16 protein-coding genes are annotated in these 16,801 nt (G+C 67.9%); 6 read left to right on the plus strand and 10 right to left on the minus strand.

Annotation, left to right across the window (positions count from 1 at the left end):
• Positions 1 to 6 precede the first annotated feature (6 nt).
• From WS51_RS17480 to WS51_RS17495, 4 genes are read right to left on the minus strand one after another with little or no spacing between them, the layout of a single operon-like run.
• Positions 7 to 882 carry an efflux RND transporter periplasmic adaptor subunit gene (locus WS51_RS17480; RefSeq protein WP_059503067.1) on the minus strand — a complete coding sequence of 292 codons (876 nt, stop codon included), beginning with the start codon at positions 880 to 882 and terminating at the stop codon, positions 7 to 9.
• Between the two features lie 12 nt (positions 883 to 894).
• Positions 895 to 1,098, minus strand: coding sequence for a DUF1656 domain-containing protein (locus WS51_RS17485; RefSeq protein ID WP_059769419.1), 204 nt, complete (start codon positions 1,096 to 1,098; stop codon positions 895 to 897).
• A complete protein-coding gene (locus WS51_RS17490) occupies positions 1,095 to 3,296 on the minus strand; it encodes an FUSC family protein (RefSeq protein ID WP_069229526.1) in 2,202 nt (733 codons plus the stop codon). The genes WS51_RS17485 and WS51_RS17490 overlap by 4 nt, the downstream gene beginning before the upstream one ends.
• A 15-nt stretch (positions 3,297 to 3,311) precedes the next feature.
• Complete coding sequence (locus tag WS51_RS17495; protein ID WP_081333579.1) at positions 3,312 to 4,916, minus strand: efflux transporter outer membrane subunit; 1,605 nt, start codon at positions 4,914 to 4,916, stop codon at positions 3,312 to 3,314.
• 157 nt (positions 4,917 to 5,073) lie between these two features.
• On the opposite strand from WS51_RS17495, the gene WS51_RS17500 reads away from it, so the two are divergent.
• Complete coding sequence (locus WS51_RS17500) at positions 5,074 to 6,015, plus strand: LysR family transcriptional regulator (protein WP_059448294.1); 942 nt, start codon at positions 5,074 to 5,076, stop codon at positions 6,013 to 6,015.
• Positions 6,016 to 6,140: 125 nt separating this feature from the next.
• Complete coding sequence (locus tag WS51_RS32560; protein WP_167357986.1) at positions 6,141 to 6,299, plus strand: hypothetical protein; 159 nt, start codon at positions 6,141 to 6,143, stop codon at positions 6,297 to 6,299.
• A 57-nt stretch (positions 6,300 to 6,356) separates the two neighbouring features.
• Here WS51_RS32560 and WS51_RS17505 read toward each other — a convergent pair whose 3' ends face one another.
• From WS51_RS17505 to wrbA, 4 genes are read right to left on the minus strand one after another with little or no spacing between them, the layout of a single operon-like run.
• Positions 6,357 to 7,184: a metallophosphoesterase gene (locus tag WS51_RS17505; protein ID WP_069229528.1), complete on the minus strand. Its 828-nt coding sequence runs from the start codon at positions 7,182 to 7,184 to the stop codon at positions 6,357 to 6,359.
• 25 nt (positions 7,185 to 7,209) lie between these two features.
• The gene (locus WS51_RS17510; protein ID WP_059951440.1) at positions 7,210 to 8,631 is read right to left on the minus strand and encodes an FAD-binding oxidoreductase; all 1,422 of its coding nucleotides are present in this window, start codon (positions 8,629 to 8,631) and stop codon (positions 7,210 to 7,212) included.
• Between the two features lie 20 nt (positions 8,632 to 8,651).
• On the minus strand, positions 8,652 to 9,044 hold the full coding sequence (locus WS51_RS17515) for a DUF2069 domain-containing protein (RefSeq protein ID WP_059810113.1): 393 nt from the start codon (positions 9,042 to 9,044) through the stop codon (positions 8,652 to 8,654).
• Positions 9,041 to 9,661 (minus strand): NAD(P)H:quinone oxidoreductase, encoded by a 621-nt coding sequence (gene wrbA / locus WS51_RS17520; protein ID WP_059448298.1) that lies wholly within the window; start codon positions 9,659 to 9,661, stop codon positions 9,041 to 9,043. The genes WS51_RS17515 and wrbA overlap by 4 nt, the downstream gene beginning before the upstream one ends.
• A gap of 142 nt (positions 9,662 to 9,803) precedes the next feature.
• Between wrbA and WS51_RS17525 the strand changes: the two genes are divergently transcribed.
• Positions 9,804 to 11,135 carry a YihY family inner membrane protein gene (locus WS51_RS17525; RefSeq protein WP_059846380.1) on the plus strand — a complete coding sequence of 444 codons (1,332 nt, stop codon included), beginning with the start codon at positions 9,804 to 9,806 and terminating at the stop codon, positions 11,133 to 11,135.
• Between the two features lie 18 nt (positions 11,136 to 11,153).
• Here the strand turns inward: WS51_RS17525 and WS51_RS17530 are convergent, their stop codons facing one another.
• Positions 11,154 to 11,471, minus strand: coding sequence for an Mpo1-like protein (locus WS51_RS17530; RefSeq protein ID WP_059448300.1), 318 nt, complete (start codon positions 11,469 to 11,471; stop codon positions 11,154 to 11,156).
• Positions 11,472 to 11,626: 155 nt separating this feature from the next.
• On the opposite strand from WS51_RS17530, the gene WS51_RS17535 reads away from it, so the two are divergent.
• The 3 genes from WS51_RS17535 (at position 11,627) to aroC (ending at position 15,523) form a co-directional block, all read left to right on the plus strand.
• Positions 11,627 to 12,082 carry a CBS domain-containing protein gene (locus WS51_RS17535; RefSeq protein WP_044846066.1) on the plus strand — a complete coding sequence of 152 codons (456 nt, stop codon included), beginning with the start codon at positions 11,627 to 11,629 and terminating at the stop codon, positions 12,080 to 12,082.
• A 139-nt stretch (positions 12,083 to 12,221) separates the two neighbouring features.
• Positions 12,222 to 14,156 (plus strand): MFS transporter, encoded by a 1,935-nt coding sequence (locus WS51_RS17540; RefSeq protein WP_069229529.1) that lies wholly within the window; start codon positions 12,222 to 12,224, stop codon positions 14,154 to 14,156.
• 266 nt (positions 14,157 to 14,422) lie between these two features.
• Positions 14,423 to 15,523 carry a chorismate synthase gene (aroC, locus tag WS51_RS17545; RefSeq protein WP_059448302.1) on the plus strand — a complete coding sequence of 367 codons (1,101 nt, stop codon included), beginning with the start codon at positions 14,423 to 14,425 and terminating at the stop codon, positions 15,521 to 15,523.
• A gap of 69 nt (positions 15,524 to 15,592) precedes the next feature.
• Here aroC and WS51_RS17550 read toward each other — a convergent pair whose 3' ends face one another.
• Entirely contained in the window at positions 15,593 to 16,663 is a 1,071-nt protein-coding gene (locus WS51_RS17550; protein WP_059503082.1) for a LacI family DNA-binding transcriptional regulator, read from the minus strand.
• Between the last annotated feature and the right edge of the window lie 138 nt (positions 16,664 to 16,801).

The raw sequence follows: 16,801 nt of genomic DNA on the forward strand, positions 1-16,801 counted from the left end.
GCATCATCACGATTTCTTCTGCTTGTCCGGATCGATGATGACCGTGCAGGTCGTGCCCGCCGACAGCACCACGTCGGCCGGTACTTCGTCGATGCGGATGCGCACCGGCACGCGTTGCGCGAGGCGCACCCAGTTGAAGGTCGGATTCACGTCCGCGACGAGGTCGCGGCTTTGCGGGTTGTCGCGATCGTAGATGCCGCGCGAGATGCTCTCGACGTGGCCCTTCATCACGCCGCCGCTCATCAGCCGCATCTCGGCCGGTGCGCCGACCTTCACGCGCGGCAGCTTGGTTTCCTCGAAGTAGCCGTAGACCCAGAACGAATGGCTGTCGACGATCGCGAGCTTCGCCTGGCCGGCCACCGCGTAGTTGCCCTTGAACGTCTGCAGGTTCGTGATGTAGCCGTCGACCGGCGCGACCACGCGCGTGCGTTCGAGGTTGAGCTTCGCGGCATCGAGCGCGGCGAGCGCCTGTTGGTACTGCGCATCGGCGCTCGATGCGCTGTGCGCCGCGTTCTCGCGGTTTTCCTTCGACACGACGAGCGCGTCGAGGTCGGCACGGCGGGCCGCATCGTCGCGGCGCATTTGCAGCTCCGCGCGGCGGGCGGCGACGGCCGCCTGCGCCTGTTCGACCGCGATCTGATAGTGCGACGGGTCGATCTGCATGATCAGGTCGCCCTTTTTCACGAGCTGGTTGTCATGCACGGGCAGCTCGACGATCGCGCCCGATACGTCCGGCGCGACGTTGACGATCTCGGCACGGACGCGCCCGTCGCGCGTCCACGGATCGTCCATGTAGTGCACCCACAGCGAGCGCCCGATCAGGATCGCGACGAGAAGGATGACGGCGGTCGCGACGAAGCCGAAGAGTTTTCTGAGAATCATGATGGTTCGGGATCAACGGTAAACGGCGAGACTCAGTCCGCCGCAAATGCAGACGAGAAGGCACGCGCGGAACAGCGACGGGTGCCAGACGAGACGGTAGAGGCCCGTGTAGGCGAGCACGCGGTCGACGGCCCAGGTCGCGAGCGCGCCGAGGACGAACATCAGGACCACCGTGGGCATGTAGGCATCGAGAATGGCGATTTCACGCGGCATCATGACGAGGCTCCTTGTTGAGGGCGCACGGGGCGATTGCGATTGAGCGGCTCGAGCGGCGATTCCGGATCGAGCAGCGCCGTGCGTACGAAATGCAGATGACTCAGGATGCGCTGCAGCCGATGGCGCTCGTCGCGCGACGGCGTGAACGCATCGAGCGTCTGCCGGGTCGCGTCGATCGCGGCGTTGACGGCTGCAAGCGTTGCGTCGAAGCGCGCTGCGTCCGGATGGCGGAACAGCGCGGACAGCGCGGTGCGCAGCGTTTCGATCGCGCGTCGCCACGGTGTCGTCGGCGCATGGCGCGGGTCGGACGGCAGCGCGGCCAGTTCGGTGCGCAGGTCGAGCGCCGCGTTGCCCGTCTCCAGCACCGCGAACATCCAGCGCAGTGCGTCGCGCTGCACGTCCGGCTGGTCGGCCGACAAGGTGTGCGCCTGATACATCAGGTCGCGCGCGCCGCTCTCGAAGCGCGTGCGCAGTCCGGCCAGCCGCGCGTGGCACGCGGCCACCACCTGGTGGCGCAGGTCGGCGAACAGCCGCTTCTTGAGCCACGGCGCGGTCGGCGGGAACAGCACCGCGAACGCGATCGCGGAGACCAGCATCGACAGCACCAGCGCGAGCGCGTCGTTCATGAAGCTCGTCGGGTCGTAGTGCGTGATGTTGTCGGGGCCGGCGAGGAAGCTGAAGAAGATCAGGTAGCCCATCCCGTAGCCCGCGAGTTTCGGCTTCAGCGTCATGAAGATGCCGATCGCGAGCAGCGGCGCGAGCGCCGCGCACAGCAGCGGGAAGCCGTCGATGTGCGGGTAGATGCCGAACGTCAGCAGGAAGCCCGTGCAGACGGCCAGCGCGGTACCCATGCCCATCTGCGCGGACATCGCGGTCGGGCGCGGCGTCGATGAAGCGAGCGCGCAGGTGGCTGCGGCCGTCAGCGTCATCGTCACGCCGCTCGGCCACGCGGTCTCGATCCAGAACCAGCCGAGCACGAGGATCACGGTCGCGGTCCGGATCGCCGCGATCACCATCGCCGTCGCGTTGGTGCGCGGTTCGTAGCGCTCGACCCAGCGTTCGCGCTCGTGCGTCGCGGTCGACAGCGACGCATAGGTTGCCGCGTATTCGTGCAGGTCCGTGATGAAGCGATACAGCAGCTCGGTGGCCGTGTCGAAGTCGAGCAGCGGAAAATCCGGCTGCGTCTCGAGCGCGGCGCGCGTCGCGCGGATGCGGCGCGGCAGTGCGTCGCGCCATGCGAGCAGCTGTTCGGCCGCGAGCGCGGCGTCGGCCGACGAGCGCACCGGTTCGCCATTGCGCGTCAGAAGCGGCGCGATCTCGCGGAAATACGGCTCGATCGCATCGATCGCGGCCTGCGCGCCGGCGGCTCGCAGCCGGTTCATCAGCTGGTGCAGTGCATGGAAGCGGCTCGATACGCTCATGAACTCGCTGTTCAGCCGCGCGAGACGGCCGCTGCGCATGCGCGTGTCCGGATCCTCGAACACGGCCATGCTGCGCGCCGCTTCGAATCCGACCACGTCCGCGACGAAGCGCGTATGGATGGTTTCGATGTGCGCGCGATCGAGCTGGCCCGACAGCGCGGCCGCGACGTAGTCGACGAAGCTGCTGAAGCGCTTGCGCACCGTCGTGCGCATCTGCTCGCCGGTGTATTGCGGAAACACCAGCGCGCCGACGACGCCTGCCGACACGATTCCGACCATGATTTCGGCGACCCGCGTCATCGCGCTCATGAATGCGCCGTCCGGGTGTTGCGATGCCGGCAGCCCGATCAGCGCGGTCGTATAACCGGCGAGCAGGAAGCCGTAGCTGCGGAAGTTGCGATTGCGCGCGGCGCCGGCCGTGCACAGCGCGACCCACAGCGCGACGGCCAGCAGGAACAGCTGCGGCTGCTGCGGGAACAGCCCGACGAACGTGAGCGTCGCGATCAGCCCGAAGATCGTGCCGGCGACCCGGTAGAAGCTCTTCGCGAGCACCGCGCCGCTTTGCGGCTGCATCACGATGAACACCGTGGTCATGGCCGTTTTCGGTGCCGGCAGGTCGAGCCGCATCGACACGCCGGTCGCGATGAACGCGGCGAGCAGTGCCTTGAACAGATAGAGCCACGCGGCGCCGTCGCTGCGAGCCCAGTCGCCGAACGCGGCGGACCAGGCCGCGAGCGGACCGGCGGCGTGCGTGGAAGCGGGGGAGGAGGCGGACATGACGGTCGCTCCGCTTTACCGTGCGGCCGGCGCGGCGGCCGTGCCGGCGGTTGCGACCTGCGCGGGACGGGCGACGGCCGCGACAGGCTTCGCGCCCGATGCGGCGGCCGGCGCCGCAGTGCCCGCGGCAGCGTGTGCGCCGGACTCGTCGTCCTGCGGATGGCTGCCCTCAACGTCCGCTTCCGTCTCGACGCCGCCGCCGAGCGCGGCCATCAGCTGCGCGTGCGCGGCGAGGCGTTCCGCGTCGATGCGGGCCGCCGTCTCCTGCGCGCGCAGCAGCTGCTGTTGCGCGACCAGCACGTTCACGTAATCGGTCAGCCCGCGGCGGAAGCCTTCGCGCGACAACCGGTAGCTGCGGTCGTTGGCGGCCACCGAGCGCGCGGCGTCCTTCTTCTGCGTATCGAGCGAACGGATCCGCACGACCTGGTCGGCGATGTCCTTGAGCGCGCCGACGACCGTCTGGTTGTAGCGCTCGACCGCCTGGTCGTAGCCGGCGTCGGCCGCCCCGAGTTGCGCGCGCAGGCGGCCGCCCTCGAAGATCGGCAGCGACAGCGCGGGGCCGGCCGTCCAGCCGCCGTTCATCGCGCGCAGGAAATCGGTGAACGGCGCGGTCACGCCGAAGCCGCCGACCGTCGCGAGCAGATCGATGTTCGGGTAGAACGCGGCCTTCGCGACGTCGATGCCGCGCGCCTGTGCGTCGACCGCCCAGCGGGCCGCGACGACGTCCGGCCGGCGGCCGAGCAGGTCGGCCGGCATCGCTGACGGCAAGCCGACCGGTGCGTCGAGCGACAGGCTCGGCCGCTTGATCGCGTCGCCGGCGCCCGGGCCTTTGCCCGCGAGCGCGGCGAGCTGGTGGCGCGCGAGCTGGATCGCTTCTTCATAGGTGTCGATCTGACGCTCGTAGTCGGGCAGCGTCGATTCGGCCTGGCTGACTTCGAGCTGCGTGCCGAGCCCGGCCTGCAGGCGCTTGCGCGCGAGATCGGCCAGCGCTTTCTGGCGTTCGAGCGTTTCGTGCGCGAGGTCGAGTAGCGCGTAGTTCATCGACATGCCGACATACGCGCGTACGACATTGACCTCGAGCTCGAGCTTCGCCGCCCGCGCGTCCGCGGCGGTCGCGTGCGCGGTGTCGAGCGCGCGCTCGGTCGCGTTCTTGTCCTTGCCCCACAGATCGAGGTGGTACGACAGGCCCAGCGTGCCCGTGTTGTTCCACGTATCGGTATCGGCGAGCGGCCCCGGGCCGTAATACACGTTGTCGGGCCAGTGCTGGCGCATCAGCGACAGATTGCCGTTGATCTGCGGCAGCTCCGCCGAACGGGCCACGCGCGCCATCGCCTGCGCTTCGCGCACGCGGGCCGCGGCGGCCGCGAGGGTCGGGTTGCCGGCCTGCGCGGCGGCGACCCATGCGTCGAGCTGCGGGTCTCGATAGGCGCGCCACCAGTCGGACGCGGGCCAGCCCGCGTCGCGGTTCGCCGCGCGGATGGCAGCACCGGCATCGAGCGCGTTCGCGTCGATGCGGGCGGACTGCGGCTTGTTGTCGCCCATGCTCGCGCACCCGGCCATTATTAATGAGACTGCAAGAACCGCCAGTGCCAGCGTCCCTTTTGTTGCCGGAGACCGCACGATTTTCTCCCTTTCGGATATAGATGAGTCGGATGCGATTATATTTTTCAGTGATTCCTGAATAAATGGACAAGGATGCAAGTCATTTTTACGAATCCTGAGACAATATTTGTTCGACCCTGTGCAACAATCCGTCCGGATTCAAACGGGTAATGCGATGGATACGTTACAAAACATGCGGGTATTCGTCCGCGTGGTCGACGCGGGGAGCTTCACCGCGGCGGCCCAGCAGATGAATTCGACGACCGCCTATGCGTCGCGCGCCGTCTCGGATCTCGAGGCACACCTGCGCACGCGCCTCCTGAACCGGACGACACGCCGGATCGCGCTGACCGAAGCAGGCGAGCGCTACCTGCAGCGCTGCGAGCAGATCCTCGCGTACGTCGACCAGGCCGAAGCCGAAGCGGGCGACGCGCACGCGCGCCCGTCGGGCAAGCTGAAGGTCCATTGCTTCACGAGCCTCGGCCAGCATTACCTGGTGCCGGCCATCGCGCGCTATCGGCAGCGCTATCCGGACGTGCACGTCGAATTGACGCTCGCGCAGCGGATGCCCGACCTGCTCGACGAGGGATACGACGTCGCGATCGTCGTCGGCCGCGACCTGCCCGATTCGGGGCTCGTGTCGCAGCGGCTCGGCGAGAGCTACAGCGTCGTGTGCGCGTCGCCCGGCTATGTCGACGCGCACGGCGTGCCACGCACGCCCGCGGATCTCGAGCAGCACGTCTGTCTCGGGATGGTCGCGCCGGGCTTTCACTTCGACGAGTGGTCGCTGTCGGGCCCGCACGGCGACGAGGTGATTCCGATCACGGCGCCGCCGTTCCGCGTGAATGTCGCCGAGGCGCTCGCGGTTGCGGTGCGGGAAGGAATGGGGATCGGCGGGTTGCCGCTCTATTCGGCGATCGGCGGGCTGCGCAGCGGACACATCGTGCGCGTGATGCCCGAATACCGGTCGCACGTGATGAACATCTACGCGCTGTATCCGTCGCGGCAGTACCTCGACGCGAAAATTCGCACCTGGGTCGATTTTCTGCGCGACGAGTTGCCGGCCACCCTCGAAGCGGACGAAGCCGCGCTCGCGCAGTTCACGGCTGCGACATGACCGCGCAGTCGAGGCCGATCTGACGAGATTTGTCCTTCGCGCAACATTTTTTTACCCTCGGACGGCGGACAGTTTGATACTGTTCAAATCATAGAGATTTGGATCTGCCCATACCCGGAGTCGCAATGGATACGCAACTGATGATCGGCCTTGGAATACTTCTTGGTGCGGCTGCTGCCGCCGCGGCGACGCGCGATCTGCTGCGCGCGATGAAGGCGCGGATGAAGCCGGTACCGGTGCGGGTGCGCCCGTCATCGAACGGATCGCGTCGCGCCGATCGCTGATCGGGCGGCTTTTTCGGATCGGGCAGGGCCGCATCATGCGGCCCGGCGGGCCGGCAATCAGCCGAGTTCGACCACTCTGTCCCACGCAAACGCGGGATTTTCCAGTTCGCCGGTGCGCCGGTGGATATAGCCGCGCGGGTTGCACACCACGCGCGTACCGCTGTCGGTCACGTAATCGAATGAAGTGTGCGTATGGCCGTGGATCCACAGGTCCACGGGCGGCCGCACGAGTTCGGCCATGTCCGTGACGAACCCGGCCGATGCCAGGTCTTCCGCGTAACGCTCGGCCAGCGAGCGCAGGTGCGGGGCATGATGGGTGACGACGATCGTGCGGCCGTCGAACGGCGTCGCGAGCTGTGCCTCGAGCCACGCGCGGCCTTGCCGGTGCAGTGCGATCGCGTCGGCCGGCGTGAAATCCCGCTCCGCCGCCTCCGTCCCATGCAGTGCCGCGTCGTGCGGCCACGTCACCTGAATCAAGCCCTTGAAGTCGAGCATCACGCGCAGGCCGGCGTCGATTGCGCGTGCGACGCTCGCATCGTCGGCGCCGAACAGCGAGAAGTCCGACCACAGCGTCGTACCCAGCACGCGAAAGCGCCGCGCCGGATCGACGTACACGCCGTTGTTCAGGTAATGCACGTGGTCGATCGCCTGCGCGGCGTCACGCATCGCGGTCTCGAGCGCGCCGAATTCCCCGTCGTAGTACTCGTGGTTACCCGGCACGTAGACCACCGGCACATCGGCGGCGAACGTTTCGGCGGCCCAGCGCAGGCCTTCCGCGTGATTGTGGATGTCACCGGCCAGCACGACCAGGTCCGCGTCGGCATGCGGGATCGTGTCGGGCTGGTTGCTTTCGAGATGCAGGTCGGACAGGACGCGTACTCTCATGGACATCGCTCCGGGGTGCGTGGCTTCAGCGCAGGACCTTGCCGGGATTCATCAGCCCGCGCGGATCGAGCGCGGTCTTCAGCGTGCGCATGAGCGCCGTTTCGACCGGCGACTTGTAGCGCTGCGCGTCGTCGATCTTCAACTGGCCGATCCCGTGTTCCGCGCTGATCGTGCCGTGGTGACGATGCACGTTGTCGTAGACGATGCGGTTGATCGGCTTCTGGAACGCCGCGAGGAACGCCTTCGGGTCGCCGCCTTCGGGCGTCTGCACGTTGTAGTGCAGGTTGCCGTCGCCGAGATGGCCGAAGGTGACCATCCGCGCGCCGGGCGCCGCCTGCTGGATGGCCGCATCGGTTTCGTCGATGAAGCGCGCGATCGACGAGATCGGCACCGCGATGTCGTGCTTGATGTTGAGCCCTTCGTCGGCCTGCGCGAGCGGGATGTGTTCGCGCAGGTCCCAGAATGCGCGCGACTGCGCGAGATTCTCCGCGACCACCGCGTCGACCACGAGCCCGGCGTCGAACGCTTCCTCCATCAATTTCTCGAACAGCGCGCGCGCATGCGTTTCGCTCTCGTTATCCGACAGTTCGAGCAGCACCGTCTGTGCATGCGTGCGCTCGAACGGATAGCGCAGTTGCGGATAGTGCTTGCCGACGAGCTGCATGCAGAAGTCGGACATCAGCTCGAAGCCGGTCAGCAGCGGGCCGGCCGCGCGTTGCGCGAGCGCGAGGAAGTCGAGCGCCGCGTGCGGCGACTCGAGCGCGGCCAGCGCGGTGACCTGCGCGGCCGGCAGCGGGTGCAGCTTCATCACGGCGGCCGTGATGATCCCGAGCGTGCCCTCCGCGCCGATGAACAGGTCGCGAAGATCGTAGCCCGTGTTGTCCTTGCGCAGGCCGCGCAGGCCGTCCCAGATCTCGCCCTGCGGCGTCACGACCTCGAGCCCGAGGCACAGCTCGCGCGCGTTGCCGTAGCGCAGCACCGCGGTGCCGCCCGCGTTGGTCGACAGGTTGCCGCCGATCGTGCAGCTGCCTTCGGCGGCGAGGCTCAGCGCGAACAGCCGGCCGCCTTCGCGGGCGCGCGCCTGCACGTCGGCGAGGATCACGCCGGCTTCGACGGTGATCGTGTTGTTGTGCGGATCGAGCGCGCGCACGCGGTTCAGGCGCGCGAGGCTCAGCACGGCCTGGCCGCCGCTCGCGTCCGGCGTTGCACCACCGGCGAGGCCGGTGTTGCCGCCCTGCGGGACGAGCGCGACGCCATGCGTGTTCGCGAGCCGGACGAGCGCGGCGACTTCGGCGGTATCGGCCGGTTTCAGCACCGCGCACGCGCTACCCGTGTAGCGGCGGCGCCAATCGGTCAGGAACGGCTCGGTGTCATGCGGATCGGTCAGCACGTAGGCGGCGCCGATCGCGTCGCGGCAGGCGGATACGAAGGCTTCGGAAGAATTCATCACGTTCGGTCGCGTAAGGGTCAGGACGCGGCGCGCTGCCGCTTCGCCGCGCGCTTGAACGGCGCGACGTACGCAAGCGCCGCCACGAAGAAGCCGACGGCGAGCGCGGTCTCGCACCAGCCGAGCGTCGCGGACAACCCGCGGTCGGACATGCCGCGCACGATGCCTTCGGCGCAATAGACGAGGATCAGCATGCTCGCCCACTGCATCGTATAGATGTTACGCCGCCAGACGCCCGGCAGCGCGAGCGCGAGCGGCACGGCCTTGAGCATCAGCGCCGAGCCGCCCGGGCGCAGCGGCGCGAGCCACAGCTCCCACGCGAGCGACAGCGCGATCAGCGCGACGAGGCACGCGGCCGCGGCGAGCGCGTAGCGCGGCCGGGCAGCGACGGCGGGGCGGGCGGGCGCGTTCATGCGGCTTCGGCAGCCTGGGCGGCCGACAGCGCCGCCGCCGCGCGGGCGAGCCGCACGCCGAGCGCGGCAGCGAGCACCTTTTCGTCGGCCGACAGCCCTTCGGGCGCGCTGCGATCGTGTTGCGACACGTGCGATGCGCCGTACGGCGTACCGCCGGTGCGCGTCGTGCTGAGCGCGGATTCCGTGTACGGGATCCCGACGATCATCATCCCGTGATGCAGCAGCGGCAGCATCATCGACAGCAGCGTCGATTCCTGGCCGCCGTGCAGGCTGCCGGTCGACGTGAACACGCAGGCCGGCTTGCCGGTCAGCGCGCCCGACAGCCATTGCGGGGTCGTGCCGTCGAGGAAATACTTGAGCGAGGCGGCCATGTTGCCGAAGCGGGTCGGCGAGCCGAGCGCGAGGCCCGCGCACTCCTCGAGATCGCGCAGCTCCGCGTACGGCGGCCCGTCGTCGGGGATCTCGGGCGCGGTGGCTTCGCAGACCGTCGAGACGGGCGGCACGGTGCGGATGCGGGCCTGCATGCCAGGCACGCTGTCGATGCCGTTCGCGATCGCGAGCGCGAGATCGCGCGTGGCGCCGTGACGGCTGTAATAGAGGACGAGAATGTCTTTCATGGGCGACGGAGCCGCGTGCGGCCGCGCGCATGCCCGGTGCAGTCGGCCCCTGCTGGATCGAGCGGCTATTATAGGGGCTGAAGTCGTCGCGCAGCGCGGCGGCGGCGCGCCGTCGCGCGCGCGATCGAGAAGGAGAAGCCGTTTGCCGAAGTTGAGCGTCGATCTCGACACCCTCAAGCGCCTCGCGCAGTTCGCGGCCCGGCGCAGCGCCGAGGATCGCATCCCGCAAGTGGCGGGCAGCCTCACGTTCACGACGATGCTGGCACTCGTGCCGCTCGTGACGGTCGCGTTCGCGCTGTTCACCGCGTTCCCGATGTTCGCGTCGTTCCAGATCTCGCTGCAGGGGTTCCTCGCGGATCACCTGATGCCCGCCCAGTTCAACGTCCAGATCTTCAAGTACCTGAACCAGTTCGCGTCGAAGGCCAAGGGGCTGACGACGGCCGGCCTGATCGTGCTCGTCGTCACGTCGGTGATGACGATGATGACGATCGAATCCGCATTCAACCTGATCTGGCGGGTGCGAAAGCCGCGGCCGTTCGCGCAGCGCGTGCTCGCGTACTGGGCGCTGATCACGCTCGGCCCGTTGCTGTTCGGCGTGAGCCTGTCGATCTCGTCGTATCTGTTTACGCAGTCGCTGGCGTTCACCGGCGCCGCACCGTCGACGTCGATCGTCGAATGGCTGCTCGCGTTCGCGTCGCTGCCGCTGACGGTGCTCGCCTTCACGCTGCTGTACGTGTACCTGCCGAACTGCACGGTCGCATGGCGCGACGCGGTGATCGGCGGGCTGTTCGCGGCCATCGCGTTCGAGCTCGCGAAGCGGGGCTTCGGCTATTACGTGCGGCGCATTCCGACTTATACGGCCGTCTATGGCGCGTTCGCGGCGCTGCCGGTGTTCCTGTTGTGGGTGTACCTGAGCTGGTTCATCGCGCTGCTCGGCGCGATGGTGGCGTCCGCGCTGCCGGCGATCCGTGTCGGCCAGTTCCACCGCATCCATTATCCGGGCAGCGACCTGCTCGACGCGCTCGAATTGCTCGCGCGGCTGGCCGAGGCGCGCGCGGCCGGCAAGGCAGGCTACACGGCGATGCGGCTCGCGACCATGTTGCGCTGCGACATGGAAACCGCGCAGCGGCTGCTGCTGACGATGGAGGAGCGCGAATGGATCGCGCGGCTGGAAAGCGGCGAACCCGCGCCGCGCTACATTCTGCTGGCGAATCCTGAGCAACTGACGCTGGCGCAGCTGTTCGACGTGCTGGTGATCGACCGCACCGAGCTGACCTACCAGCTGCAGCGACGCCGCAGCCACGTCGAAGGCGCGGCGTTGCTCGAGGTGCTGTCGAACGACCGGTTCGACGTATCGCTTGCGTCGCTGATCGCCGCGCACCGGCTCGCCGGTGAGCAGCCTGAAGAGACCGTGCCGGGGCCGGCGCCGGGCGGCGCGCGCGACCCGCACGCGCGGCCGCCGAAAACGGCGTGACGCGCTGCCGGGCGGGCGTTACAACGGGATCTTCCCGGTGCAGATGTCCTTGAACATCACCCAGTCGCCCATCAGGCTGTAGATCGGGTGCCGGAACGTGGCGGGGCGGTTCTTCTCGAAGAAGAAGTGTCCGACCCACGCGAATCCGTAGCCGCAGACGAGCGCCGCCGGCAGCCACGCCCAGTGGCCCGTCGCGATCGCCATCGCGACGCAGCCGATCACGCCGAGCGAGCCGATGAAGTGCAGCCGCCGCGACGTGAGGTTCTGGTGTTCGTTCAGGTAGTACGGGTAGAAATCGGCGAAGCTCGCGAATTGCTCCGTATGCGTGTGCGCCATGGCCGTCTCCTCGGGCCGCTGTCGATGGAATCATTGTGCGGCGGGCGGGCGGCGTCCGCAAGCGGCACGCGCCCGCGCCGGGGGCGCGCTTTCCTTTTGACAGGCTTTCCGATACGATCGAAAGCGGATTTGCATTCAAGCATGAGGGGACTACGATGCGCGTCAGCGATATTCTGAAAGTGAAGGGCAACACGCTGTTTACGGTGACGCCCGATAAGCCGCTGCGCGAAGCGGTCGATACGATGGCCGAACACGATATCGGTTCGCTCGTCGTGATGGAGTACGGCGATCTCGTCGGGATGTTGACGTTCCGCGAGATTATCCTGCGCCTGCACGTAAACGGCGGCGCAATCGGCGATGTGCAGGTGCGCAAGGTGATGGACGAGCCGCTCACGTGCACGCCGGAAACGGATGTCAACGAAGTGCGCCGGATGATGCTCGAGCGCCACGCGCGCTACATGCCGGTGCTCGACAAGAAGGTGCTGATGGGCGTGATCTCGTTCTACGACGTCGCGAAGACGGTCGTCGAGGCGCAAAGCTTCGAGAACCGGATGCTGAAGGCGTACATCCGCGACTGGCCGGAATCGGAAGCCGAAGCGCAGAAGCCGTGAATCCGGTCGCGCCCGGTGCCATGACGCGCGGGCGCTGCCACTCGGCGCACGGCGGCGCAGGTTCAGCCTGCGTCGCCGTTTTTTCGACAACAACACAAGGCCCGCGCAGCTTCGCCCAGACGACGCGCGCGTATTCCGCATGAGCGATCACACGCAAGTCTCTTCCGCATCGCGTGGCGAACGGCGCGCCCACGCGTCGCAGTTCGACCTGTTGCGCCAGCGCCGTTTCGCGCCGTTCTTCACGACCCAGTTCCTCGGGGCGCTGAACGACAACGTGTTCAAGATCGGGTTCACGTCGCTCGTCACGTATCACACCGCGCGTTTCTCCGGCGTCGACGCGAAAACGGCCGCGTTCCTGATTTCCGCGATCTTCATCCTGCCGTTCGTGCTGTTCTCGGCCACCTCCGGCCAGATCGCCGACAAATACGACAAGGCGACGCTCACGCGCTTCGTGAAGACCTTCGAGATCGTGCTGATGCTGGTCGGCGCGGCCGGTTTCGTCACGCACAGCGCGACGCTGCTGTATCTGTGCACGTTCATGATGGGAATGCACTCGACGCTGTTCGGCCCCGTCAAGTATTCGTACCTGCCGCAGCATCTCGGCGACCACGAACTGGTCGGCGGCAACGGCCTCGTCGAGATGGGCACGTTCATCGCGATCCTGATCGGGACGATCATCGGCGGCGCGGCCGCGGGCATCGAAGGCAGCGCTGAGCGCGTGCTCGCCGTCAGCGTCGTCGTCATTGCGCTCGCCGGGCGGCTCGTCGCGCAGCGCGTGCCGCCGACGCCGGCGCCGCAGCCGGATCTCGTGATCAATTGGAACCCGTTCAGCGAGACTTGGCGCAACCTCGGGCTCGCGCGACAGAATCGCACCGTGTTCCTGAGCCTGCTCGGCATCTCGTGGCTGTGGTTCGTCGGTGCGACGTTCCTCACGTCGTTCTTCAATTTCGCGAAGGACGTGCTGTCCGCAAGCCCCGACGTCGTCACGGTCCTGCTCGCGACGTTCTCGGTCGGGATCGGCCTCGGCTCGCTGTTGTGCGAGCGGCTGTCGCAGCGGCGTGTCGAGATCGGCCTCGTGCCGCTGGGCTCGATCGGCATCAGCGTGTTCGCGATCGAACTGTATTTCGCGAGCCGCGCGCTGCCGTCGCCCGGGCATCTGCTGTCGGTCGGCGAGTTCCTGGCCGGCGCGCGCCACTGGCGCATCCTGGCCGACCTGTTCCTGCTCGCGATGTTCGGCGGTTTCTACAGCGTGCCGCTGTATGCGCTGATCCAGAGCCGCAGCGCGCCGACCCATCGCGCGCGGATCATCGCCGCGAACAACATCCTGAACGCGCTGTTCATGATCCTGTCGGCCCTGATGGCGATGGCGCTGACCAAGGCCGGCGTCGACATCCCGGGCCTGTTCCTCGTCACCGCGCTGCTGAACGTCGTGGTCGCGACGTACATCTACCTGCTCGTTCCGGAGTTCCTGCTGCGTTTCGTCGCGTGGGTGCTGGTGCACACGTTCTACCGGATTCGCCTCGTGCACGCGGAGCGGATCCCGGAAGAGGGCGGGGCCGTGCTCGTATGCAACCACGTGAGCTACGTCGACGCGCTGGTGCTGGCGGCCGCGAGCCCGCGGCCGATCCGGTTCGTGATGGATCACCGGATCTTCAAGACGCGCTTCGCGAGCTGGGTGTTCCGGCATGCGAAGGCGATTCCGATCGCGCCGCGCCACGAGGATCCCGACATGCTCGCGCGCGCGTACGACGCATGCGAGGCCGCGCTGAAAGACGGCGAACTCGTGTGCATCTTCCCCGAAGGCAAGCTGACCAAGACGGGTGACATCAACACGTTCCACCACGGCATCACCGAAATCCTGGGCCGTACGCCGGCGCCCGTGATTCCGATGGCGCTGCGCGGGCTGTGGGGCAGCTATTTCTCCCGCCATGCCGATGCGCGCATGCCGCGACCGATCAAGCGCGGCGTGATGAGCCGGCTGACGCTCGCGGTCGGGGAGCCGATCCCGGCGTCGGTCGCGACGCCCGAGGCGTTGCAAGCCGCGGTGACCGAGCTGCGCGGCGCGCGAAAGTGAGCAGGAGCGGGCCCCGGCACCATCGCGCCGGGCCGTGACGACGGCGGCGAACCGGCCCGTTCGGCCGCCACGGCGCGGGCCGACGATCGTTGCGCCGGGCCGTCCGCGTGGCGGGCCCGTGTGGTCTGAACGGTTCACACGGCCCGCGGCCACGGGACGGCTGGCATAATAGCGGTTTACTTCTTTTTCTCGACCGGCAAACGATCGGCCTGCCAGCGGTCCCGGCAGCGCATCGGTTTGTCCAATTCTCTTTGGGCGGTTCCATCATGTCCGGCAATACCCTCGGCACGCTTTTCACTGTCACGACTTTCGGCGAATCGCACGGTCCCGCGATCGGCTGCGTGATCGACGGCTGCCCGCCGGGAATGACGCTGACCGAAGCCGACATCCAGGTCGAACTCGACCGCCGCAAGCCGGGCACGTCGCGGCACGTGACGCAGCGCCAGGAAGCCGACGAGGTCGAGATCCTGTCCGGCGTGTTCGAAGGCGTGACGACCGGCACGCCGATCGCGCTGCTGATCCGAAACACCGACCAGCGCAGCAAGGACTACGGCAACATCGTCGAGACGTTCCGCCCCGGCCATGCCGACTACACGTACTGGCAGAAATACGGCATCCGCGACTACCGCGGCGGCGGCCGCTCGTCCGCGCGCCTGACCGCGCCGATCGTCGGCGCGGGCGCGGTTGCGAAGAAGTGGCTGCGCGAGCGCTTCGGCGTCGAGGTGCGCGGCTACATGAGCGGCCTCGGCGAGATCGACGTGCCGTTCGTCGACTGGTCGCACGTTCGCGAGAACCCGTTCTTCTCGCCGAACGCGGCGATCGTTCCGGAACTGGAAGCCTACATGGACGCGCTGCGCAAGGACGGCGATTCGATCGGCGCGCGCATCGACGTCGTTGCGTCGGGCGTGCCGGTCGGCTGGGGCGAGCCGGTGTTCGACCGGCTCGACGCGGACATCGCGAAGGCGATGATGAGCATCAATGCGGTGAAGGGCGTCGAGATCGGCGCGGGCTTCGACAGCGTCGCGCAGCGGGGCTCGGTGCACGGCGACGAACTGACGCCGGCCGGCTTCGTCGGCAACCACGCGGGCGGCGTGCTCGGCGGCATCTCGACGGGGCAGGACATTACCGTGTCGATCGCGATCAAGCCGACTTCGAGCATTCGCACGCCGCGGCGTTCGATCACGAAGTCCGGCGAAGAGGCGACGGTCGAAACCTTCGGGCGCCACGACCCGTGCGTCGGCATTCGCGCGACGCCGATCGCCGAGTCGATGCTCGCGCTGGTGCTGATCGACCATGCGCTGCGCCATCGCGCGCAGTGCGGCGACGTCGAGACGCCGACGCCGAAGATCGCGGGTAGCGCGACTTGATGCGAGCGGGCCGGCACGCGCCGGCTCGACCGATTCGACACGAAGCGGGGCGCCTGGTGCGCCCCGTTTTCATTGGGCCGCCGAATTCGGCGGCGCGGCCGATTCGCGCACCCGCAACTCCGGCAGGATCGCGCAACCGGGCCCGCGTGCTCCGTGCTCGAGGGCGTCGAGCAATGCGCGGGCCGCCTTGCGGCCTATCGCATCGGTGTCGACCCACATCGTTGTGAGTGCGGGACGGATTTCGCGAGCCAGCGCGATATCGTCGAAGCCGGTGATCGACAAGTCCGACGGTACCTCGAGGCCGATTGCCTGCGCTTCGAGCAGCGCGCCGAGCGCGAGTGCGTCGTTGCCGCAGATCACGGCGGTCGGGCGCGTCGCGCCGCTGTCGGCGATCGCACGCAGGCTCGCTCGCCCGAACGCAATCGTGGCCGGGCCCTCATGCTGGTGGATCGGCCGGACGGCGAGCCCGCGCGCGGCGAGCGTGTCGTGGATGCCGCGCAGGCGGGCCTGCACACGGTCGTTGTCTGCGGAAGGCTGCATGATGATCGCGAAATCGCGATGCCCGAGCTCGAGCAGGTGCGTGGTCAGTCGCGCGAATGCCGCGCGGTTGTCGAAGCCGATGCAGCAATGCGGGCTGTCGTCGCGGTAGGCGTACGTGACGACGTACGGCACCCGATGCAGGTCGAGCAGTTCGAAGACTTCCGGCGGATGAGCCTCGCCGACCAGCGACACGGCTTCGACGCCGCGCGACAGCATCGCGCGCACCTGCGCGAGCGCCTGTGCCGGGTCGTAATTCGAGCAGCCCAGGAACAGGGTGATGCCATGCTCGGCCATGACGGCCTGCATGCCCGCTACTTGCGACGCGAACACCTGATCGTCGAGCGTCGGGATGATCGCGCCCGTGATGTGGGTGCGTGTGGACGCGAGTGCCCGGCCGGCCGCGTTCGGAATCCAGTTCAGTGCGCGTGCCGCGTCGCGCACGCGCTGCTGCACGTCGGCCGAGACCTTGCCGGGATCGTTGTAGACACGCGAAACGGTCGCGGTCGACACGCCGGCGAGTTTCGCGACATCCCCGAGCACCGATCGGCCGCTGCCGCGGCGTGCGCGCGCCGTACCGCCACCAGGTGGAGGCATGCTCATCGATCTTCCCCGGGCGCGGCTGCCCCGCAGGCGCCGCGCGTGGTCAAAAACGCCATCGTTTACCCTCGATTCACCGTAGTCCCGCTTGCATTGGGCATCGTGCCTGTGCGAATGTAAGCGCTATCTTGATGCTACTCC

Source organism: Burkholderia territorii, assembly GCF_001718335.1.
Lineage (GTDB): Bacteria > Pseudomonadota > Gammaproteobacteria > Burkholderiales > Burkholderiaceae > Burkholderia > Burkholderia territorii.